This is a genomic window from Streptomyces sp. NPDC001822, from assembly GCF_042892135.1.
In the GTDB taxonomy this organism is placed as follows: domain Bacteria; phylum Actinomycetota; class Actinomycetes; order Streptomycetales; family Streptomycetaceae; genus Streptomyces.
The window spans coordinates 71898-92882 of record NZ_JBIATW010000009.1 but is presented as its reverse complement, the minus strand read 5'-3'; the positions used below and the strand labels follow the sequence as shown (position 1 = coordinate 92882).

The following is a 20985-nucleotide window of genomic DNA, read 5'->3' as shown; positions in this document are numbered from 1 at the left end:
CTTCGACGCCGCCATGGGCCGTCACCGGCCCGCCGCACCGGGCGGAGCGGCGGCGCATCCCCCTGCTCACCGGATCCGGCGACCGACGTGACGGAGTCCGTGACCGGGACGCGGCGCCGGGCGAACAGCCCCGTGCCGCGCCGTACCACACGCGCTACCGACACCCCCCACGCACCGGCACACATTCCGAGAGATCCGAGAGAGAAGAGCCGACATGACCATCTCGAAGACGCTCCGGGGGCGTACCGCGACCGCGGTCTCCCTCACGGCGGTGCTCGCCCTCGCGGCCACCGGCTGCGGCGACGACGGAAGCAGCTCGGGCACGGAGGGCAGCGGAAAGGGTGAGATCACCTTCTGGGACAACAACGGCGGTCCCCGTACCGCCGTCTGGACCGAGATCATCAAGGAGTTCGAGAAGAAGAACCCGGACATCGAGGTGAAGTACGTCCCCATCCCGATCGCCGACGTCCAGTCGAAGTACGACACGGCCATCGCCGGCGGCGGGCTGCCCGACGTGGGCGGCGTCAGCACCGCCTACCTCGCCAACATCGTTTCGCAGGACGCCCTGGAGCCGATCGGTGACCGGCTGGAGAAGTCACCGCTGAAGGGCAAGCTCGTCGAGGGGATGACCGAGAGCGTCAGGAACGCGGCCGGCCGGGGCGACGACCTGTACTCCGTGCCGACCTCCGCGAACAACGGCGCCCTCTGGTATCGCACCGACCTCTTCGAACAGGCGGGTCTGGAGGCGCCCACCACCTGGCCCAGGTTCTACGAGGCCGCCGACAAGCTCACCGACGCGAAGAACAACAAGTTCGGCTACACCATCCGCGGCGGCGCGGGCTCCATCGCCCAGGCCCTGGACGCGATCTACGGGCAGACCGGCATCACGGACTTCTGGGACGGCGACACCACCACCCTGAACGACCCGAAGAACATCGCCGCCCTGGAGAAGTACGCCGCGCTGTTCAAGAGGACCACACCCTCGGCCGACGTCAACAACGACTTCATCAAGATGGTCGCGCAGTGGGACACCGGCACCATCGGCATGCTCAGCCACAACCTCGGCTCCTACCAGGACCACCTGAAGGCGCTGGGCGAGGGCAAGTTCGCCGGGATACCCGCACCCGTCGGAGACGGCGGCAAGCGCGTCCAGGTGTCCAACCCCGTCGACGGGCTGGGTCTTTTCCGGTCGAGCAAGAACAAGAACGCGGCCTGGAAGTTCATCGAGTTCGCCGCGTCGCACGAGGCGAACAGCACGTGGAACGAGTCCGCCGGGGCCATCCCCGCCAACACCGACGCGGCGAAGGACCCGTGGATCTCCGAGGCCGAACCGACCGCGCTCGCCGCGAAGGCCCTCACCGACGGCTCCACCACCATCGTCGACCTGCCCTACTACCTCCCGGACTGGAACAACATCAGCAAGGCCGACAACGAGCCGGAGTTCCAGAAGCTGCTCCTCGGCAAGATCACGGCCAAGGCGTTCCTGGACACGATGGCCGACGAGCTGAACGCCGCCCAGAAGGAGTGGAAGGAGCGGGGCGAAGGCTGAGCCACGGCCCCTTCGCCCGGCACCCCGGCGACCGGGGACCGGCGGCGGCCCGGGCCACCCGCCCCCGCCGGTCCCCTTTCCGCGCCCTCTTCCTCCCCCTACGACAGTGAAGGATCCGCCATGCCCGCACGCAGGAGACACGTCCGAGCCCTCGCCGTCGCGATGGGCGCCGCGTCGCTCGCCCTCGCCGTCACCGTCCCCGCCCAGGCCGCCTCCCACAAGGGAATCGAGCGAGCCGTCCTCCCCGCCGGCGACGGCTGGGCCGCCGCCGAGGGCTCCACCACGGGCGGCTCGCAGGCCACCCCCGAACACGTCTACACCGTGACCGACCGGGCGGAGCTCGTCGCCGCCTTCGAGGACGCCGGGGACGCGCCCAAGATCGTCAGGATCGCCGGCACGGTCCACGGCAACTCCGACGCCGACGGCACCCCGATCGGCTGCGAGGCCTACCAGCAGGACGGCTACACGCTGGAGAAGTACCTCGCCGCCTACGACCCCGCGGTGTGGGGCACCGACGAGGTCCCGGCGGGCCCGCTGGAGGACGCCCGAGCCGCCTCCGCGAAGCTGCAGGCCGCCGCGGTCAACGTCGACGTCCCCTCCAACACCACGCTCGTCGGCGTCGGCAGGGGCGCCACGATCGTCGGAGCCAGTCTCCAGGTGAAGAACGTCTCCAACGTGATCATCCGCAACATCACCTTCGAGGACACCTACGACTGCTTCCCCCAGTGGGACCCCACCGACGGGGACCACGGCGCCTGGAACAGCGAGTACGACAACCTCGTCGTGTACGGCTCCCGCCACGTCTGGGTGGACCACAACACCTTCGGCGACGGAGACCGCCCCGACGCCGGCCAGCCCCACTACTTCGGGCAGGTGTTCCAGCAGCACGACGGACTCTTCGACATCGTGCGCGGCGCCGACCTGGTCACTGTGTCCTGGAACGTCCTCAAGGACCACGACAAGACGATGCTCATCGGCAACAGCGACGGTGCCGGGGCCACCGACCGGGGCAGGCTCCGCGTCACCCTGCACCACAACCTCTTCAAGGACGTGAAGGAGCGCGCGCCCCGCGTCCGGTTCGGCCAGGTCGACTCGTACAACAACCACTTCGTGGTGAGCCCGGGTGCCCCCTACGGCTACTCCTACGGCATCGGCGCGGAGTCGAAGCTCGTCGCGGAGCACAACGCCTTCACCGTGCCCGCCGGCCTGGACAGGGCGACCATCCTGAAGAAGTGGTCCGAGTCCTCGCTGACCGCCGGCGACAACTACGTCAACGGCCGGCGCACCGACCTGATCGCCGTGCACAACGCGGGCGTGCCCGCCGAGCAGCTCACCGAGGGCGCCGGCTGGACGCCGACGCTCCGCACGCGGACCGACCACCCGCTCGCCGTCCCCGTGCTGGTGGGTCTCGCCGCCGGAGCCGGCAAGCCGCTGAGCCACTGACCCACCCAGGCCGGCCGGAGCGGCACCGCACCCTTCCACCACCCCGGAAGGCGCCGCTCCGGCCCGCACTCCGACGCGAGGAGCTCAGCCGTGCCCAGCAGACCCCAGCCCCTGACCGCGTGATCCCCGGAATCGCCCACCGGGTGCTCCCCGCCTTCCACGGGCGGCTCAAGGACGAACTGACCTTCCCCCTGTCCTGGGAGAGGGCGGGGGCCGACGACTTCCCCGCCTGGCGCGCGGCGGCCCGGGCCAGGGCCGGGGAGGCGCTGCTGGAGCCGCCCGGCCCGGGAACCACCCCGTTCGACCCGGTGACGTACGACGCGTACTCCGCCGGCTCGTACACCGGGCGCACCGTGGAGTTCGCCCTCAGCCGCCACGCACGGGCCCGCGGCTCGCTGCTGGTGCCCCACGGGACGGGGCCCTTCCCGGCCGTGCTGCTCCTGCACGACCACGGGGCGGAGTTCGCGATCGGCCGGGAGAAGACCGTGCGGCCGCGCTCCCGCCCGGAGCGCCTGGCCCGGGCCACCGCCTGGGTGGAGCGGTACTACGACGGCAGGTTCATCGGCGACGACCTGGCCGCCCGGGGCTACGCGGTACTCGCCGTGGACACCCTCGGCTGGGGCGACAGGGGCCCGCTCGCCCACGAGGACCAGCAGGCGCTGGCCGCCAACCTGTTCCAGCTGGGGACCTCGCTCGCGGGGCTCGCCGCGCACGAGGACATCCGCGCCGCCGCGTTCCTCGCCTCGCTGCCCCAGGTGGACGAACACCGGGTCGGCGCACTGGGCTTCTCCATGGGCGGCTACCGGGCCTGGCAGCTGTCCGCCCTCTACGACGGGGTGCGGGCGGCGGCGGCGGTCTGCTGGATGACGGGGCTCAAGGACATGATGGTTCCGGGGAACAACACCCTGCGCGGGCAGTCGGCGTACTTCATGCTCCACCCCGGCCTGCACCGCCACCTCGACATCCCGGACGTGGCCTCCCTGGCCGCCCCCAAGCCCGCGCTCTTCCACTCCGGCGCCCTGGACGCCCTGTTCCCGGCCGCCGGGGTGGCCGCGGCGTACGCGAAGCTGCGGGCCGTCTGGGAGTCCCAGGGGGCGGGTGACCGGCTCACCACCACGGTGTGGCCGGACACCGGCCACGTCTTCACCGGGGCCATGCAGGACGCGGTGCACGCGTGGCTGGACACCTGGCTCCGGGCCGCGGACCCGTCCGGTCCGGCGTCGCGACCCCCCGAGTAGGCGAAGGACGCGTCCGTCACGGTCCTCCTCCGGTCCGCCGGCCCGCGGCCCGCCGGGGACTACGGCCCGAGCAGGCGCTGGAGTTCCGCCGCGCCCCGGGACGTCTGGCTCTTCACCGTGCCCAGCGAGACGCCGAGCACCAGGGCGGTGTCCCGTTCGGACAGGTCGAAGGCATGGCGCAGGACCACGCACGCCCGCTTGCGGAACGGCAGCCGGCGCAGCGCCTCCCGCACGTCCACCACGGCCGGGACGTCGGGTCCGTCCGTCGCGTGGCCGTCGCCCGCGCCGAGCGGTGCCCAGAACAGCGCGATCCGCCGCCGCTCCCGCACCGCGCCGCGGACGCGGGAGCGGGCCAGGTTGGCGACGACCCCCCGGGCGTAGGCCGCCGGGTGGTCGGCTCCTCTGACCCGCTCCCAGCGGTGCCAGAGCGCCATCAGCGCGTCGGCGGCCAGATCGTCCGCGCCATCGGCATCACCCGTCAGCAGGTGCGCGAGCCGGGCGAGTTCGACGTAGTACGCCTCGAAGAACGCCTGGAACTCGGCGGAAGCGCCGTCGTCCACGACCTTGCCCACGGGTACCTCTTTCCTGCACTGGAGCCTGGGCGCTCGAAGGGCTGTGTACGTTCCCGGCTCGGTCCGCGGGGCGGGATCGTGCCGACGCGCACCGCGGAAGCACTTCGACGCGGGTGCGGCTCCCAGTAAGGCGCAACACCGCGAAAACCTGAACCCCCGTGACGGGTGAACAATCCGGTTACCCATCCGGGGATCGTCACGCTACGAGGAGAGCCCTGCCGGTCATAGTCGTCGGCAACCACCTCCCGGAGATCATTTGATCCGGACTGGTTGCAGGGCTGACTTCCCTCTCCGGCCGGTAATCGCGGTGAAGATGGTCGGCCGCCTTCCGTCCGAGTACGGCGCCGGCCTGCCGCGGCAGGACCTGGGCAAAAGGATCATGTTCTGTTCTGCATCTAGGCGAGGGCCACTTGGGCCCGAAGGTCCGCATTCCCTCCCTGGGGCCGGTGTGGTCGACACAACATCGAGATCTGGCTTACGACAACAATCCAGATGCTAGGTTATTTACCGAGCAACTAGTTCGGCGAACTTCCGGGTGACGACACCTGTGTGCCCGGGTTGGTCGAATTAGGGCCTGTAGCCCCTCTGTGGCGGCGCCCCCTGTAGGCCAGTGAGGGCAAGGTTGAGTGAGCGGCGGCAGGTGGCCGTGTCGGGAAATCCCTGCCAGCGGCAGAGCCCGACTGGAGTTTCGAGGTGCCAGCTCTATTCCGGACAGTCTCCGGACGCATTGCATGCCTTTCCTCGTGAGGCATGCAGATCCACGAACAGAAATTGGTTTCGCAGAAATGCAAATCCGCGCGCGAATAAGCCGCAGAGTCAAGCTGCTTGTCTCACTCATCGTGGCAACGATTCTGGCAGCCGGTGTCTCGGTCACGGCAGGGGCGGCAACAGCCTCAGCGGCCGTCGGGCAGAATCAGATCACTCACTTGTACATGAACCTCGGGACGCCGAACTCCGGCCAACAGAACCAGTACCAAGCGTTGATCGACAGTCTCCGCGTGGCGGCTTCAGACGGCGGTGGCAGCCACTTCCGCGGCAACACCTACCTCTCCCAGTACAACAACCAGGGCTTGATCCGTCTCAGTCTCCGCCTGACCGACGAGCAGCAGGAGATCAGCCTGTGGATCGATCCTCAGAATCTGTATGTTCTGGGGTTCACGAACAACGCCAACCAGACTTGGCAGTTCAATGACAACCGGTTCAGCCTTGCCGATCGGCTCAGTGCGTCGGGATACCAGTCCAATGGTGCCGTCCAAACCCTCTACTTCGGAGGGGGCTATACCAGCCTCACCGCCTCTGCCGGCAGGGACCGTGGCACCTTCCAGCACAACTGGGCAGACATCGTCGGATCCGTGAGGCAGTTGGCGCGGGTGACGAACCCCACCGGCGGCCAGAACAACGGAAGTCAGCAGACCTACACTGCCCGCTCCTTGTTCCTCATGATTCAGATGACGTCCGAGGCGGCACGCTTCTACGACATCACCGGTGTGTTCAGGAGCGCAATGGTGAACGCCGACCGCCCTGCCGGCATCACTGCCTACCAGTCGAACCTTGAAAACGGATGGGGTCAGGCTTCGGCTTTCGGGTGGTCCGTGACAAACAATGCACAGACACCGGGAATCGTTACGACCGGCCAGGTGGCTTGGAACAACTGGGCCGATGTAGCTTCCCGCATCGCCATCATGCTCTTCAGGATCACTGCCATCCCGGATGCCGGCAACAGCGGGCAGTGGTCGCACGACGAACTCTGAACCGGATCGGATACCGCTCTGATCGGTCCGCGTCTCGCCGCTGAAGTACCGCGTCGCACACCGTTCACACCCGCTTCCGAGCGGAAGAGTCAAGGGCTGTCCGGCCCGGGTGGAGAACAGCTCGCCCGGAACTCGGCCCTGGCATTCGACTCAGAGACAAGAGCGGCGCCGGCGGAGGCACTCAGGGTGCACCGTCGAACGCGACGACAGCAAGCGGCCCGGGACGGCCTAGCCACCCCGGGCCGCTTGCTCACGTACGCCGACCGGCGTCGCTCATGGCCGTCCTGCACCTGTCCGCCCGGTCGTACTCCCCGTACCGGTAGCCCATGCTCGCCGGCTCGCCGACCACGCGGCGAGCATGAACCCGTCGACGGCCGCGAAGGGCCACTGGCTGCGGCGGGGATCAGTCCTTCAGGGCCGCCTTCATCATCTTCTGCGCGATCGGGGCGGCCAGGCCGTTGCCGCTGACCTCGGAGCGGGCCGAACCCGAGTCCTCCACGACCACCGCCACGGACCTGCCTGCCGGTGGAACCGTCGGAGTCCGTCACCTTGGAGACCATGTGCGGCGCGGCCAGCTCGCCGCCGTCGGCCAGGGCAGCCGAGACCATCGCCATCTGCATCGGGGTCGCGGTCACCTCGAACTGGCCGATGCCGGTCAGCGCCGTCTGCGCCTTGTCCATGCCGGCCGGGTACACGCTCTGCGCCGCCCGTACGGGCACGTCCAGCTTCTCGGTGTCGAAGCCGAACGCGTCCGCCATCGCCTTCACCTTGTCCTGGCCGAGGTCGGCCGCGGCCTTCGCGAAGACGTTGTTGCAGGAGTACTGGAGGGCCGTCCGCAGCGTCGCGTTCTCGCAGGGGGCGGAGGCGCTCTCGTTCCTCAGGACCGTGGACGTGCCCGGCAGGGTGTAGGGGTTCGGGCTGTCCGTCGGCCGGTCCACCGAGTCGTACAGTCCGTTCTCCAGCGCCGCCGCGGCCACCACCAGCTTGAACGTCGACCCGGGGGCCAGCGGCTGCCGCAGCGCCCGGTTGACCAGGGGCTTGTCCTTGTCGGCCAGCAGCTTCTGCCAGGCGTCGCCGTCCGACGTGCCGCTGATGTCGGAGGGGTCGTACGAGGGTGAGGAGACCATCCCGAGGATCCGCCCGGTCTCCGGGTCCATGGCGACGGCGGCGCCGCGGTCGTCGCCCAGCGCCTTCGCGGCGGCCTTCTGCACGGCGGGGTCGATGGTGGTCACCACGTCTCCGGGGGAGGTCTGCTTCCCGGTGATCAGGTCGGTGGGGTTCTTGAGCCGGTCGTCGGTGCCGTCGAGCACATGGCTGTAGATGCCCTCCAGCTGCGTCGCGCCGTACGCCTGCGAGCTGTAACCGGTGACCGACGCGTACAGCCCGCCGTCGTCGTAGGTGCGCTTGTAACGGAGGTCGTCGCCGCGGGTCTCCTTCGAACCGGTGACCGGGGAGCCGGCCACGATGATGTCCCCGAGCGGCTGCGCGTACTGCGCGATCGTGTTCCGCCGGTTGTGTTCGTCGTCTGCGAGCGCCTTGGCCTCGTACCCCTGCACCCAGGTCGCCCGCACCAGCAGTGCGAGAACCATGAGCAGGCAGAAGGCCGAGGCGCGCCTGATCGTCTTGTTCATCCCGCTCGGGAGACGAACGGGACCTCCGGCGCCGTTCCCGTTCGTGTCCCTTCTCACCGCTTTCTCACGCTCCGGCCCCCGGGGGTCCGGGACGTGCGCTCAGGCGTCGAGCCGCAGGAGCACCTCGTCCGTGTCCTCGCCCCTGGCCTCGGCATACCCCCGGTCCGTACCGGTCACGACGAACCCGCACTTCCGCAGGACCCGCAGGGACCCCGCGTTGTCGGCCGCGGCCCGCGCGTGCAGCGGACGCTCCGGTACGGCGTCGAGCAGCGCCCGCAGCGCGGCGCTTGCGAGCCCGCGGCCCCAGTGCGCCCGGTCGATCCAGAAGGTGACCTCGCGCTCGTCCGGCGTCCCGTACACGCCGGCGCTGCCCACCACCGCTCCGTCGGCGAGCACGGTGCGTATGGTCACGGTGTCGGCAGACCGGATGCGCTGCCAGTGGGCGTTGAACATCGCCCGGTCCGACGGGTCGGCACTGGTGAAGGCGGCCATCCTGACCGCCTCCGGGTCGCTGGTGAACTCGAAGAACAGGGGCAGGTCGCCGTCCCGTACCTCGCGCAGGGTGACGTGCATGTCCTCAGAGTCTCCGGGTCGCCAGGGTGAGGCGGTCGCGGGCGTCGAACAGGGCGTCCTTGACCATCTGCTCGTGTGCGGGGGTGAGACGGGCGACCGGCACCGAGCAGCTGATCGCGTCGCGCGCGGGGGTGCGGTAGGGGATCGCGACGCCGAAGCAGCGCAACCCCAGGGTGTTCTCCTCGCGGTCCACCGCATAGCCCTGCTCGCGGACGGCGTGCAGCTCCTCGATCAGCTTCTCGCGGTCCGTGATGGTGTGCTCGGTCAGGGCGGGAAGCGTCTCGGGGAGCATCTTGCGGACCTGCTCGTCGCTGTGGGTGGCCAGCAGGGCCTTGCCGAGCGAGGTGGAGTGGGCGGGCAGCCGGCGGCCGACGCGGGTGAAGGGGCGCAGGTAGTGCTGGGACTGCCGGGTGGCGAGGTAGACGACGTTCGTCCCGTCCAGCCGGGCCAGGTGGATGGTCTCCGTGGTGTCGTCGGAGAGCCGGTCCAGAGTGGGGCGGGCTGCGGCGACGACCTCGTCACCGTCGATGTAGGAGGTCCCCACGAGCAGCGCGCGTACACCGATGCCGTACCGCGTGCCCGTCGCGTCGGTCTCCACCCAGCCGAGCTCCACGAGCGTGCGCAGGAGCATGTAAAGGCTGGACTTGGGATAGCCCACGGCCTCCTGCACGGCGGCCAGCGAGTGCATACCGGGCCGTCCCGCGAAGTATTCGAGGAGCTCCACCGTCCGCACAGCGGACTTGACCTGCGCTCCACCAGACTCGGCAACCGACATGCCTCTTGCCCCTTCCAGCCGTCCTGTACGACCCCGCTTGTACGACCCTGCGACTTCTTGCCAACACCGAAGACCCGGAAATAGAGTTCCCGTGTATTCACGATCAGGAACGCTGTTCAGAATACCGAACAACTTCCCTCGTGTGGCAGTGGACCGGAAGGAAACACGGTGGCAGCAGCACCAGTCTGGAGCGTCGACCCCCGTACGGGGAACCCGCGTGAGCAGGTCGCGGTGGAGGCTACAGCGGAGGAGGTCGACCGTGCCGTCCGGGCGGCGCACGCCGTGCGCGGCGCGCTGGCCGACCGCACCGTGCGCGCCGCGTTCCTGCGTACCGCCGCGGACCTCCTCGCCGAGGCCCAGGAGCACGTCGTCGAGGCCGCCGACGCGGAGACCGCGCTCGGACCGGCCCGGCTCACCGGCGAACTCGCCCGCACCGTAGCCCAGTTGCGCGCCTTCGCGGAGGTCGTCGACGAAGGTGCCTTCCTCGACATCCACATCGACCACGAGGACGGCAGCAGGACCCCGCCCTGGCCGGACCTGCGCCGCTACAAGATCCCGCTCGGCGTCGTCGCCGTCTACGCGGCCAGCAACTTCCCGCTCGCCTTCTCCGTCCCCGGCGGTGACACCGCGAGCGCCCTCGCCGCGGGCTGCCCGGTCGTCGTCAAGGCGCACCCCGACCACCCGGCCACCTCCGAACTCTGCGCCTCGATCCTGCGCAGGGCGGCGGCACACCACGGCCTGCCCGAGGACGTCCTGACCGTGGTGCACGGCTTCGACGCGGGCGTCGAGCTGGTCAAGCACCCGCTCGTCTCCGCCGCCGGCTTCACCGGCTCCATCCGGGGCGGCCGGGCCCTCTTCGACGCGGCCGCGGCCCGCCCCGCGCCCATCCCCTTCCACGGGGAGCTCGGCTCGCTCAACCCCGTCGTCGTCACCGAGGCCGCCGCCGCCGAGCGCGCGGAGCAGATCGGTGCCGGCCTCGGCGGCTCGATGACCATGGGCGCGGGGCAGTTCTGCACCAAGCCCGGCTTCGTGTTCGCACCGTCCGGAGCGGCGGGCGACCAGCTGCTCAAGTCCCTGACCGAGACCGTCAGCGGCACCGGCGCCGGAGTCATGCTCGACCACCGGATGCGCGACGCCTTCGTCCAGGGTGTGGCCGAGCGGGCCGCCCTCCCGGACGTCGAGGCCCCGGTCACCCCCGGCGCGGGCGGCGAACACACCGTCTCCCCGGGCTTCCTCACCGTCCCGGCGCAGCGGCTCGCCCAGGAGGGCCCGCACGACGCGCTGCTGGAGGAGTGCTTCGGCCCGGTCACCGTCGTCGCGCGCTACGACTCGGCCGATGAGATCACCGCCGTGCTCTCCCGGCTGCCCGGCAACCTCACGGCCACCCTCCACATCGCCACGGAGGAGGCCGACGGGAGCGCCGCCGGGCTGCTGGCCGAGCTCACCCCGCTGGCCGGGCGCGTCCTGGTCAACGGCTGGCCGACCGGCGTCGCCGTCGCCCCCGCCCAGCACCACGGCGGCCCCTACCCGGCCACCACGTCCACCTCCACCTCGGTCGGCGCCACCGCCATCGAGCGCTGGCTGCGTCCGGTCAGCTACCAGTCGACGCCCGAGGCACTGCTGCCGCCGGAGCTGCGCGAGGACAACCCGCAGGGCCTGCCGCGCCGGGTGGACGGGCGGAGCGCATGACGACCGTCACGATCCCCGAACTGCCCTTCGGCCTGGAGCCCCACGGCCCCGACGGCGGCTGGACGTACGAGAACGGCGTGCTGAGCGGCACGGCGGGCGCGAAGCAGGACCGATTCGTCCCGCCGGGCGGGGAAGCGCTGGAATCCGCCTCCGACGCGCCGCGCCTGCTGGGCGCGGTGCCGGAGGGCGACTTCCAGCTCATCGCGCGGGTGCGCGTCGGCTTTGCCGCGGCGTTCGACGCGGGCGTGCTCTACCTCCACGTCGGCGAGCGGGAGTGGGCGAAGCTCTGCCTGGAACTCTCGCCGGAGCGCCCCACGGTCTGCACCGTCGTCACCCGCGGCCAGTCCGACGACGTCAACTCCGCGGTCGTGGACGGGGACACGCACTGGCTGCGTCTCAGCCGCACCGGCGGCGCGTTCGCCTTCCACGCCTCCGAGGACGGCGAACACTGGACCTTCGTCCGGGTCTTCACCCTCGGGACGGAGCAGGAGCGCGCCGCGGCCCGCGTCGGCTTCCTCGTCCAGTCGCCCACGGGCGAGGGCTGCGCGGTGTCGTTCGACCGGATCGCCTACCGGCCCACCGGCCCCGCCGGCCAGCGCGACGGCAGCTGACCCGCGGTACGCGGTACGGCGTGCGGCCGGGGCCCGGAGTTCCGAACGGACTCCGGGCCCCGGCCGCAAGCCCCGCCACGCCCGGTCAGCGGGCTGCGTACCGCACGAAGTGCGCCCAGCGGGCGGGGGAGACGGTCAGGTGGGGGCGGGTGACGTCCTTGGAGTCGCGGACGAGGACGGCGTGCCCGGTGGAGGCGACCTCGACGCACTCGCCGCCGTCGCCGGCGCTGTAGCTGCTCCTGGACCAGACCGGCTCGGTGGCCGCCTTGAGTTCGCCGCTCATCTCTCTCCCGCCAACTCCTCGATCAGCGCCAGGGATTCGCGAGGACTCAGAGCCTGGCCGCGAATGCTTCCGTATCGTGCGGCCAGAATACGTACCTCCTCCGCGTCGGTGACCAGTCTGTTCGTACTCTGCACCTCCAGATACGCGAGCGGCTGCCCTCCCTTGGGTGTGAGCAGGACGAACGGTCCCTCCAGGGCGGGATGGTCCTCGCAGCCCATGGGGAGCACCTGGATCGTCGTGCTGCGAAGCCCGGCGAGGTACCGCATGTGCGTGAGCTGACCGGTGCGGACCTCGTGTCCACCGACCGATCTGCGCAGTACGGATTCGTCGATGACCGCACTGACCATCGGTGAAGGCCACCTGGTGAGCGTTTCCTGGCGTGCCAGCCGCGCACTCACCCGCTGTTCGATGGTCGCCTCGTCCAGCAGAGGCTGGCGTGACATGAACGTGGTGCGCGCATACCCCTCCGTCTGAAGGAGGCCCGGGTAGGTCAGCGTGCTGAAGAAGCTGATCTCCACCGCGTCCGCCTCCAGTCGCGCGTAGTCCCGGAACCACGCCGGATGCCTCACCCGCGCCCGTGCCTTCGCCCGGGTGACGTCCTCCTTGGCCGCGCGCAGCAGCCCGCCCGCCCCGAGCAACTCGTCCGCCGCGTCCAGGAACTCCGGCTGAGCCGTGCGCCGGCCCCGCTCCAGGGAGCGGATCAGGTCCTCGCTGTATCCCAGCCGCTCACCCAGCTCCCGCTGGGTGAGGTCCGCCCGCTCCCTGAGCAGCCGGATCTGGCGGCCGACGACCCGGAACAGGTCCGACGCCGCTTCGTCCGGTCCGTCGTCGTCGCGGACCGTGCTCTCCAGAACCACCGGTACCTCCGGTACCCGTCGTCGTGGGTACCGGTACACGCTCGTCACGTACCGCGATCACCCCTGGTAAGCGTACGGTCACGGGGCCACGCTGAGTGGCGTGAAGAGTGAATCCGTACACCTCGGCATGCAACAGACAGTGGCCCGGGCCCCGCAGTTCACGCAGTTGCTCAGCGCCACCCGGCGAGGTGCCCGGCTCGGGCGCCTGCTGGCGGTGGAGCAGCTCGTCGCGTGGGGATGGTTCCGGGACGACGAAGCCACCCACTCCGCCTCCCTCGTGGTCGCGGAGCTGGCCTCGAATGCCGTACGGCACGGGCGCCTGGAGGGGCGGGGCTTCCGGCTCGCGCTCGTGCGGCTGCCGAGCGGCGGGATCAGGATCGAGGTCACCGATCCGCGCGGGGAGCGCCTGCCCGTCCGCTCGGGGGACGGCCTCGGGATGCTGGTGGTGGACGAGCTCGCGGCTGACTGGGGCGTGCGGCCCTTCCCGCCGTCCGGGAAGACGGTGTGGGCCGAGATCTCCGTGGGCGGGCCCTGACCCCGACGCCGTTCAGTCTCGTTCCGGGTGCCCGGGAGTCAGAGACCACTGGTTCTCGCCGAGGCTCGAGGGGCCGCCGGGATACGAAGGACCAGGAGGGCGGCGTCATCGCGGTGCGGGCCGGCGGGCCGCGCGTTGATGATCCTGTCGCACAGCCGGTCCAGAGGTACGCCGGCCAGTGACTCCGCAAGGCTCGCGAGTGAGTCCAGGCACTCGGTCAGGGGGCCGAGGGGGTCCTCGATCAGCCCGTCGGTGTAGAGCAGCAGGGTGGTGCCGGGTTCGAGGGTGTGGGTGTGCTCGGGCTGGGCCTGATCGGGGTCGACGCCGCTCATGATTCCCTGGGCTTCGCTCGGATCCAGGTAGGCCGCTTTCCCAGCAGGGGTGAGCACGAGTGGCGTAGGGCGACCCGCGTTGGTCCAGCGCGGCCGCCAGGAGCCCTTCGATCACGGCCCCCGCGACGTTGGCCAGCGCGGTCAGCAGGTCCTCGTCCGCCTTGCTGAAGGGCTGTCCGTCCCGGCGATCAGTGAGATAGAGGTTGCCGTAGACGGTGTCCCGGATGCGGATGGGGCCACCGAGGAGGCTGTGCATGATCGGATGGCCCGGGGGAAATCCGGCGCTGCGCGGATCAGCGGCCACGTTCGGCACCCGGATCGGCGAGGGCTCGCGCACCAGGTGACCCAGAAGACCCTCACCGTGCGGCAGGTGCCCCACGGCGGCGCGCATGCCGGGCTCTGCGCCCGCGGTGTACAGCTCCGTGAAGGTGCCCCCCTCGTCGAGCACCCCCAGCGAGCCGTACCTGGCGTCGACCGCTCGGGCAGCCGCCTCCACCACGCGCTGCAGCACCGTGGCCCTGTCCAGATCGGCACTCATCGCGAGGAGGTCCTCCACCAACCTGCCGAGCCTGCGGTCCTCGGCGCGGGGGAATTTCTCCAGGCGCAGGCGCATCTCCGCGACCAGCGCACGTCTCGCCTTCTCCTCTTCCGTCAGGATCTATTCCTCTCACCACTCCCGCTGCGCCGCGCGCGACGCAGCGGAACGGACACGCTGAATTCGCACAGCCGTGGCTGCCGGCCCGCCTGCCGGGCACCGGAGCGCCCGGGAATCAGCAGGCCGGGGCAGACGTTGGACCGGCGGCGGAGGCGGCCTCCGCACCGGTCACAGCAGAGCTGGAGAGTAAGAGTCATGCGCGTCGAGATCTGGAGCGACATAGCCTGCCCGTGGTGCTACATCGGCAAGGCCCGCTTCGAGAAGGGCCTGGCCGGGTTCGCCCACCGCGACGAGGTCGAGGTGGTGCACCGTTCCTTCGAGCTCGACCCCGGCCGCGCCAAGGGCGACACCGAGCAGGTGATCGACATGCTGGCCCAGAAGTACGGGCGCACCCCCGAGGAGGCGCGGGGCATGGAGGCCAACGTCGCCGCCAACGCCCAGGCCGAGGGGCTCGGCTACCGCACCGAGGGGCGCGACACCGGCAACACCTTCGACATCCACCGGCTGCTGCACCTCGCCAAGGCCCGGGGGCGCCAGGACGAGCTGCTGAGCCTGGCCTACCGGGCGAACTTCGCCGAGGAGCGGTCGGTCTTCGACGACACGGTGCTGGCCGGCCTGGCCGTCGAGGCGGGTCTCGACGCCGACGAGGTGCGCGCCGTGCTGGCCGACCCCGAGGCGTATGCCGACGACGTGCGCGCGGACGAGCGCGAGGCGGCCGAGCTCGGTGCCAACGCCGTGCCCTTCTTCGTCCTCGACCGCCGTTACGGGATCTCCGGGGGCCAGCCGTCCGAGGTCTTCGCGCGGGCGCTGGAGCAGGCGTGGAAGGACCGCGAGGTCAGCGCCCTCATCCCGCTCGGCGAGGACGGCGCCGTCTGTGACACGGACGGCGCGTGCGAGGTCCCCGCGCGCGGCGCCCAGGCATAAGCACTTCTTGGAACCGCCGCCCAACCCGACGTGATTGACGCCGGATTGGGCGGCGGTCAGGCTGGAGTCATGGAGACTCCCGCGATCGACCAGGTCACAGCCGCCGAGTTCGCCCCCGAGACCACCTACCTCAACACCTCCAGCTGCGGGATCCTGCCGCGCCGGACCGTCGCGGCCGTCCTGGCGCTGGCCGAGGACAACGCGGCGGGCCGTCCGGCCGGTGCGGGCAGTTTCGAGGCGGTGGACGCGGCCAGGTCCGGGTTCGCCCGGCTCGCCGGTGTCGGCCCCGACCGGGTGGCCGTCGGCGGTTCCGTCGCCGCCCATGTGGGGATCGTCGCGGCGTCGCTGCCCTCGGGGGCGGAAGTCCTGGCCCCGGAAGGGGAGTTCAGCTCCGTCGTCAGCCCGTTCGCGGTGCGCGGCGATCTGAAGATGCGGTACGTCCCGCTGGAGGAGCTGGCCGACGCGGTGCGCCCCGGCACCGCGCTCGTCACCTTTTCGTCCGTCCAGTCGGCGGACGGCCGGATCGCCGATCTGGACGCGGTCCGTGCCGCGGCCGCCGCCTGCGGGGCCCGGACGCTCCTCGACGCGAGCCAGTCGGCGGGCTGGCTGCCGCTGGACGCGGCGGCGTACGACTACACCGTCACCGGCGGCTTCAAGTTCCTGCTGTGTCCCCGGGGCACGTCGTTCCTGACCGTGACCGAGGAGGCGCAGCCGGCCCTCCCCTCGCTCTACGCGGGCTGGGTGGCCGCCGAGGACCGCTGGAACAGCACCTACGGGCCGGTCGGGCGGCTCGCCGTCGACGCGCGGCGTTTCGACGCGGCGGTGGCGTTCTTCGCTTACCACGGAGCCGAGCAGTCGCTGGGCCTGCTGCACGAGATCGGGTCGGAGGCGCTGTACGCCCGTGCGACCGGGCTCGCCGCCCGGTTCCGCGAAGGGCTGGCGTCGATCGGGCACGAGGCCGTGCCCGGCGCTTCCGCCGTCGTCGCGGTGCCCGGTCTGGGCCACCGGGAACCGGAGCTCGCCGCGGCGGGCGTCATGATCTCGGCCAGGGCGGGGAATCTGCGGGCCTCGTTCCACCTCTACAACACCGAGGCCGACGTCGACCGCGCGCTGGACGTGCTCTCCGGCTGACGCCGGGCGGGGTCACGGAGTCCGGCAGTCCCCGTCGTCCCCGCAGAGGTTCGCCTCCACCTTGGCGAGCAGCCGCGTCAGCTCGACGCGCTCGTCCGCGCCGAGCCCGGCGAGGGTGCGCTCCTCCAGATCCGACCAGGCGTCCCGCACCGCGTGGTGCAGCCCGCAGCTCGCGTCCGTCGCCTCGACCAGTACGGCCCGCCGGTCGTCGGGGTCGGGGCGCCGGCTCACGTGCCCGGCCTGTTCGAGGCGCTGGAGCATCTTCGTCACGGTGGACGGGTCGAGTTCCACGGCCTTGATCAAATCGGACTGGCGGACGGCCCCGTTGTCCCACAGGTGCATCATCACGAACTCCTGCCCCGGGTAGAGGCCGATCCCCCTGAGCAGCCTGCCCGCCGTCGTCCGGTGCAGCCGGGCGATGCGCGAGACCGCGTGGCTGACCGGGCCGCCGAGGGCCGCGCCCGGCAGCCCCCCGGTACAGGCGGGGTCGGCGGGGGCTGTCTGTTCGGCCGTCATCGGGACTCCTCCTGAGGGTGCCGCCGCCGGTTCCATGCCGGTCCCGTGGCTTCTGTGTGAACTTTACCTTGGTCGGCCAATCAATCGGCTACAGTGGCGCACGGTCGATTACTTGGCCGACCATATAAATTCCCCGGAGGCTTCCATGACCACCGTGTTCGATCCCGTCGACCTGTCCGGAACGCACCTCTCCAACCGGATCGTGCTCGCCCCGATGACTCGGAGCAGGGCCGGTGCGGGCGCTACGGCGACCGACCTCACGGCCGACTACTACACCCAGCGGGCCTCCGCGGGCCTCCTCATCACCGAGGGGATCCAGCCCTCCGCCGTCGGGCAGGGCTACCCGGCCACTCCCGGCCTGCACAGCGCGGAGCAGGTCGCCTCCTGGCGCAAGGTCACCGACTCCGTGCACGCCGCGGGCGGCCGGATCTTCGCCCAGATCATGCACGCGGGCCGGATCGGACACCCCGTACTCCTGCCGGACGGGCTGACGCCGGTCGGCCCATCCCCGGTGACGGCGCCCGGTCAGCTCTACACACAGGACGGCCCGAAGGACTTCGTGGAGCCGCGCGAACTGACCGACGCCGAGATCCGCGCCACCATCGGCGACTTCGTCACCGCTTCGCGCAACGCGATCGACGCCGGCTTCGACGGCGTCGAACTGCACGGTGCCAACGGCTACCTGATCCACCAGTTCCTGGCGCCCAACACGAACCTGCGCACCGACGAGTGGGGCGGGTCCGAGCAGGCCCGCCTCCGATTCGCCGTCGAGGTCGTCAAGGCGGTCGTCGCCGAGATCGGGGCCGGGCGGACCGCGCTGCGCATCTCCCCGGGAAACCCCTACAACGGCATCGAGGAGCCGGAGCCCGACACCGTCTACACCGCGCTCGTCGCCGAACTCGAACCGCTCGGACTCGCCTACCTCCACCTGCTCGAGCAGACCGACATCCGCGAACTGACGCTCGCGCTGCGCAAGCGCTACACGGGCACGCTCGTCATCAACGTGTTCTCCGGCGGACCCACCGGACCCGAGCACCACACGGTCATCGACGACGGCATCGCCGACCTCATCTCCTACGGCGCCCTGTTCCTCGCCAATCCGGACCTGCCGGCCCGGCTGAAGTCCGGCGGCCCCTTCAACACCCCGGACCCCTCGACGTTCTTCGGGGGCGACGCCAAGGGCTACACCGACTACCCGGCACTGGACGCCGTCTGACGGAAACCGCCCCGGCCCCCCGTGGCAGACTGCGGCCGTGGACGACGACTCGACGCAGGACGCGGGGCGGGGCACGACGGGCCGCACGGAGCACGGCATACGGATCAGGCCGGGCGGCCCGGCGGACGCACCGGCCATCCTGGACATGCTCGACTCCGCGGTGGCCTGGATGAACGCCCGCGGCAACACCGAACAGTGGGGCACGACCCCGTATTCGCGGATACCCGGCGGCCCCGAGCGGGTGGAGGGCTACACGACCCTGAGCCGGCCGTACGTCGCCGAACTCGACGGCGTACCCGCCGGGGCCCTGGTGTTGGACTCCGGGCCGAGCCCGCAGACGCCGATCGCGGCCGCCGGGGAGCCGGAGCTCTACGTACGCCTGCTGGTCAGCGACCGGCGGCACGCGGGTCGGGGGATCGGGGCGGCCCTGCTGGCCCACGCCGTGGAGGAGACCCGGCGGGCCGCCGTCGGGCTGCTGCGCGTCGACTGCTGGGCGGGCGGGGGCGGGGAACTGGTGGCGTACTACGAGCGCAACGGCTTCGTGCCCACCGACACCTTCCTGGCCGGAACCTGGCCGGGGCAGGTGCTGGCCCTGCGGGTCCGCTGAGACGGTCCGGCGTGCGAGCGGGGCCGCGGGGCCCGCACCGCCGACGGCTAGAGGGGTGCGCCGTGCCACCTCCACGAGGTGACACGGTCACGGCCCGGCAGGCCGGCACGGCCGGTGGACCAGAGCAGCACGGCCCACCGGTCCTCGTCGTCCGGGGCGTCCGGGAAGAGCCGGGCGAGCACCCGGTCGCAGAGGTCCTGGGGCGGGGACCAGGCGAGCGACAGACCGGCCGCGACGTCGTGGGTGTGCACCAGCGTCTCGACGACTCCCATCGCGGCGAAGCCCTCAGGATCGGAGAGCCCGAACACGTGGTGGGACCGCACGTGCGAGGGGGTCGTCCGCACCATCGCGGTGAGCAGGGCGCCGCTCGTCTCCAGCGTCTGGAGCAGCCCGGGGATCCCCGCCTCCGGGTTCGCGAAGACCGAGTTCCGGGGACCCCCCTCGCGCTGGGCCGCGTAGCGGTACGGCACCTCACGGTCCCGCGGAGGCGTGCGCCCACCCAACTGGACGGCGTAGGCGAAGAGGTCGTCGCTCAGATGCTCCACGGTCTCCCAGCAGTCCCACTCCAGCGTCCCCGCCGGGACGCGCCAGTCGTCCGCCGGGGAACGGACGAGCGTGTCGACCGCGAGCCGCACCGCCAGCGCCACGTCGTCGGCGGTGACCGGCGGCCGGGCTCCGGTCAGCGCGGCGCGCTCCGGCGCACCGAGCTCCACGCAGAACTCGTTGCCCTCGGGATCGGCCAGCGTCACCCAACCCCTGCCGTCGGGCCTGCGATGGTCGCCCACGAGCGTGGCCCCCAGCGCCAGAAGCCGTTCGACCTCCTCGTCGCGGGTCCGACCCTCGGGGCGCAGATCGAGGTGGATGCGGTTCTTCGTGCTCTTCGTCTCGGGCACCGTGATGAACAGCAGCGCGGCCCCCGGCGTCTCGACGAGCGCCTCGGGGTCACCGGGCTCGTCGTCGTCGGACACGGAGGAACCGAGCACCGTGGCCCAGAAACCCGCGAGCTTGTAGGCGTCGGCACAGTCGACGGTGATGTGCTGTACGAGTGAGGTCATGGGCCCACCCTCCCGGCACCGGGCCCTTGGGTCCAGCGAGTTGAAGGCACCGCGCCCCGGAGGACCGGTGGAGGCCGTCGGGGCGGACGCACGGCGGAGGGGCGGGACGCACACGGTGCGTCCCGCCCCTCCGAAGCGTCCTGCCGTCTACCTCACCGGCGTGAAGTCGCGCGCCCCGATGAACTCGGGCCGGCGGACCGGAGCCGCGAAGGGCTCCTGCGCGGTGTTGTCCACGCTGTTGAACACGATGAAGACGTTGCTGCGCGCGTACGGGGTGATGTTGTCCCCCGAGCCGTGCATGCAGTTGCAGTCGAACCAGGTCGCCGAACCGGCCTTGCCCGTGAAGAGCCTGATGCCGTGCCGGTCGGCCAGCCTCGTCAGCGATTCGTCGGACGGGATGCCGGCGTCCTGCATCTGGAGGGACTTCTTGTAGTTGTCCTTCGGCGTCTCGCCCGCACAGCCGACGAACGACTTGTGGGAGCCGGGCATGATCATCAGCCCGCCGTTGGTGTCGAAGTTCTCGGTCAGCGCGATCGAGACGGACACGGTCCGCATGTTCGGCAGGCCGTCCTCGGCGTGCCAGGTCTCGAAGTCCGAGTGCCAGTAGAAGCCCGACGCCCCGAAGCCCGGCTTGACGTTGATCCGCGACTGGTGGACGTACACGTCGGAACCGAGGATCTGGCGGGCCCGGCCCACCACGCGCTCGTCACTGACGAGCTTCGCGAAGACCTCGCTGAGCCTGTGCACCTCGAACACCGACCGCACGCTCTGCGACTTCGGCTCGATGATCGAGCGCTCGTCGGCGCGGACCGCCGGGTCGGAGATGAGACGCTCCAGCTCCGCCTGGTAGACGCTCAGCTCGCCGGGGGTGACGATCTGGTCGACGGTGAGGAACCCGTTCTCCTCGAAGCCCTGGAGGTCCTTGGCGGAGACGGGCCCCGGCGCGCCCGGCGCGGACCAGATGACCGGGTCCTGGCGGGGAGTGGTCATCTCGGCGGCGCCCCGCGAGGGGTACAGGTCGGTGCGTACGTCGGTGGTCATG

Annotated in this window: 19 protein-coding genes and 3 pseudogenes; 11 read left to right on the top strand and 11 right to left on the bottom strand. The window is 71.0% G+C overall.

The window, feature by feature from the left end:
* Positions 1 to 214: 214 nt before the first annotated feature.
* The 3 genes from ACFYY2_RS21665 to ACFYY2_RS21655 all read left to right on the top strand — a co-directional run bounded on the left by ACFYY2_RS21665 (position 215) and on the right by ACFYY2_RS21655 (position 4230).
* Positions 215 to 1549, top strand: a complete 1335-nt coding sequence (locus tag ACFYY2_RS21665) for an ABC transporter substrate-binding protein (RefSeq protein ID WP_388745264.1) — start codon at positions 215 to 217, stop codon at positions 1547 to 1549.
* A 120-nt stretch (positions 1550 to 1669) separates the two neighbouring features.
* On the top strand, positions 1670 to 2992 hold the full coding sequence (locus tag ACFYY2_RS21660; protein WP_388745262.1) for a polysaccharide lyase family 1 protein: 1323 nt from the start codon (positions 1670 to 1672) through the stop codon (positions 2990 to 2992).
* A 119-nt stretch (positions 2993 to 3111) separates the two neighbouring features.
* On the top strand, positions 3112 to 4230 hold the full coding sequence (locus tag ACFYY2_RS21655; RefSeq protein ID WP_388745260.1) for a dienelactone hydrolase family protein: 1119 nt from the start codon (positions 3112 to 3114) through the stop codon (positions 4228 to 4230).
* 59 nt (positions 4231 to 4289) lie between these two features.
* Here ACFYY2_RS21655 and ACFYY2_RS21650 read toward each other — a convergent pair whose 3' ends face one another.
* Positions 4290 to 4802, bottom strand: a complete 513-nt coding sequence (locus ACFYY2_RS21650) for a SigE family RNA polymerase sigma factor (protein ID WP_388745258.1) — start codon at positions 4800 to 4802, stop codon at positions 4290 to 4292.
* Between the two features lie 839 nt (positions 4803 to 5641).
* On the opposite strand from ACFYY2_RS21650, the gene ACFYY2_RS21645 reads away from it, so the two are divergent.
* Positions 5642 to 6553 carry a ribosome-inactivating family protein gene (locus tag ACFYY2_RS21645; protein ID WP_388745256.1) on the top strand — a complete coding sequence of 304 codons (912 nt, stop codon included), beginning with the start codon at positions 5642 to 5644 and terminating at the stop codon, positions 6551 to 6553.
* A 403-nt stretch (positions 6554 to 6956) separates the two neighbouring features.
* Here ACFYY2_RS21645 and ACFYY2_RS21640 read toward each other — a convergent pair.
* The 3 genes and pseudogenes from ACFYY2_RS21640 to ACFYY2_RS21630 form a co-directional block, all read right to left on the bottom strand.
* Positions 6957 to 8184 (bottom strand): annotated as a pseudogene (locus ACFYY2_RS21640) (penicillin-binding transpeptidase domain-containing protein).
* 99 nt (positions 8185 to 8283) lie between these two features.
* Complete coding sequence (locus ACFYY2_RS21635) at positions 8284 to 8757, bottom strand: GNAT family N-acetyltransferase (RefSeq protein WP_388745254.1); 474 nt, start codon at positions 8755 to 8757, stop codon at positions 8284 to 8286.
* A gap of 4 nt (positions 8758 to 8761) precedes the next feature.
* Positions 8762 to 9532, bottom strand: a complete 771-nt coding sequence (locus ACFYY2_RS21630; RefSeq protein WP_388745252.1) for an IclR family transcriptional regulator — start codon at positions 9530 to 9532, stop codon at positions 8762 to 8764.
* Positions 9533 to 9700: 168 nt separating this feature from the next.
* Between ACFYY2_RS21630 and ACFYY2_RS21625 the strand changes: the two genes are divergently transcribed.
* Both ACFYY2_RS21625 and ACFYY2_RS21620 read left to right on the top strand, forming a co-directional pair.
* Complete coding sequence (locus tag ACFYY2_RS21625) at positions 9701 to 11221, top strand: aldehyde dehydrogenase (NADP(+)) (RefSeq protein ID WP_388745250.1); 1521 nt, start codon at positions 9701 to 9703, stop codon at positions 11219 to 11221.
* Positions 11218 to 11832 (top strand): DUF1349 domain-containing protein, encoded by a 615-nt coding sequence (locus tag ACFYY2_RS21620; RefSeq protein WP_388745248.1) that lies wholly within the window; start codon positions 11218 to 11220, stop codon positions 11830 to 11832. Before ACFYY2_RS21625 ends, ACFYY2_RS21620 begins: the two co-directional genes overlap by 4 nt.
* Before the next feature lie 85 nt (positions 11833 to 11917).
* On the opposite strand, the gene ACFYY2_RS21615 is transcribed toward ACFYY2_RS21620, so the two are convergent.
* Positions 11918 to 12115 (bottom strand): DUF397 domain-containing protein, encoded by a 198-nt coding sequence (locus tag ACFYY2_RS21615; protein ID WP_388745246.1) that lies wholly within the window; start codon positions 12113 to 12115, stop codon positions 11918 to 11920.
* Positions 12112 to 12972, bottom strand: a complete 861-nt coding sequence (locus ACFYY2_RS21610) for a Scr1 family TA system antitoxin-like transcriptional regulator (RefSeq protein ID WP_388745244.1) — start codon at positions 12970 to 12972, stop codon at positions 12112 to 12114. The genes ACFYY2_RS21615 and ACFYY2_RS21610 overlap by 4 nt, the downstream gene beginning before the upstream one ends.
* A gap of 100 nt (positions 12973 to 13072) precedes the next feature.
* On the opposite strand from ACFYY2_RS21610, the gene ACFYY2_RS21605 reads away from it, so the two are divergent.
* A complete protein-coding gene (locus tag ACFYY2_RS21605) occupies positions 13073 to 13507 on the top strand; it encodes an ATP-binding protein (RefSeq protein ID WP_388745242.1) in 435 nt (144 codons plus the stop codon).
* 38 nt (positions 13508 to 13545) lie between these two features.
* Here ACFYY2_RS21605 and ACFYY2_RS21600 read toward each other — a convergent pair.
* Positions 13546 to 13929, bottom strand: a pseudogene (locus tag ACFYY2_RS21600) (PP2C family protein-serine/threonine phosphatase); the annotation flags it as partial.
* 76 nt (positions 13930 to 14005) lie between these two features.
* Positions 14006 to 14377 (bottom strand): annotated as a pseudogene (locus tag ACFYY2_RS21595) (GAF domain-containing protein); the annotation flags it as partial.
* Between the two features lie 312 nt (positions 14378 to 14689).
* On the opposite strand from ACFYY2_RS21595, the gene ACFYY2_RS21590 reads away from it, so the two are divergent.
* Both ACFYY2_RS21590 and ACFYY2_RS21585 read left to right on the top strand, forming a co-directional pair.
* On the top strand, positions 14690 to 15418 hold the full coding sequence (locus ACFYY2_RS21590) for a DsbA family oxidoreductase (RefSeq protein WP_388745241.1): 729 nt from the start codon (positions 14690 to 14692) through the stop codon (positions 15416 to 15418).
* A gap of 69 nt (positions 15419 to 15487) precedes the next feature.
* Positions 15488 to 16549 (top strand): aminotransferase class V-fold PLP-dependent enzyme, encoded by a 1062-nt coding sequence (locus tag ACFYY2_RS21585; protein WP_388745239.1) that lies wholly within the window; start codon positions 15488 to 15490, stop codon positions 16547 to 16549.
* Positions 16550 to 16561: 12 nt separating this feature from the next.
* Here ACFYY2_RS21585 and ACFYY2_RS21580 read toward each other — a convergent pair whose 3' ends face one another.
* On the bottom strand, positions 16562 to 17065 hold the full coding sequence (locus ACFYY2_RS21580; protein WP_388745237.1) for a MarR family winged helix-turn-helix transcriptional regulator: 504 nt from the start codon (positions 17063 to 17065) through the stop codon (positions 16562 to 16564).
* A gap of 145 nt (positions 17066 to 17210) precedes the next feature.
* Here ACFYY2_RS21580 and ACFYY2_RS21575 point away from each other — a divergent pair, with 145 nt between their 5' ends.
* Both ACFYY2_RS21575 and ACFYY2_RS21570 read left to right on the top strand, forming a co-directional pair.
* Positions 17211 to 18281 carry an alkene reductase gene (locus ACFYY2_RS21575; protein WP_388745235.1) on the top strand — a complete coding sequence of 357 codons (1071 nt, stop codon included), beginning with the start codon at positions 17211 to 17213 and terminating at the stop codon, positions 18279 to 18281.
* A gap of 145 nt (positions 18282 to 18426) precedes the next feature.
* A complete protein-coding gene (locus tag ACFYY2_RS21570) occupies positions 18427 to 18888 on the top strand; it encodes a GNAT family N-acetyltransferase (protein ID WP_388745571.1) in 462 nt (153 codons plus the stop codon).
* A 47-nt stretch (positions 18889 to 18935) separates the two neighbouring features.
* Here the strand turns inward: ACFYY2_RS21570 and ACFYY2_RS21565 are convergent, their stop codons facing one another.
* Positions 18936 to 19943, bottom strand: a complete 1008-nt coding sequence (locus ACFYY2_RS21565; RefSeq protein WP_388745233.1) for a VOC family protein — start codon at positions 19941 to 19943, stop codon at positions 18936 to 18938.
* Positions 19944 to 20090: 147 nt separating this feature from the next.
* Entirely contained in the window at positions 20091 to 20984 is an 894-nt protein-coding gene (thpD, locus tag ACFYY2_RS21560; RefSeq protein WP_388745231.1) for an ectoine hydroxylase, read from the bottom strand.
* Between the last annotated feature and the right edge of the window lies 1 nt (position 20985).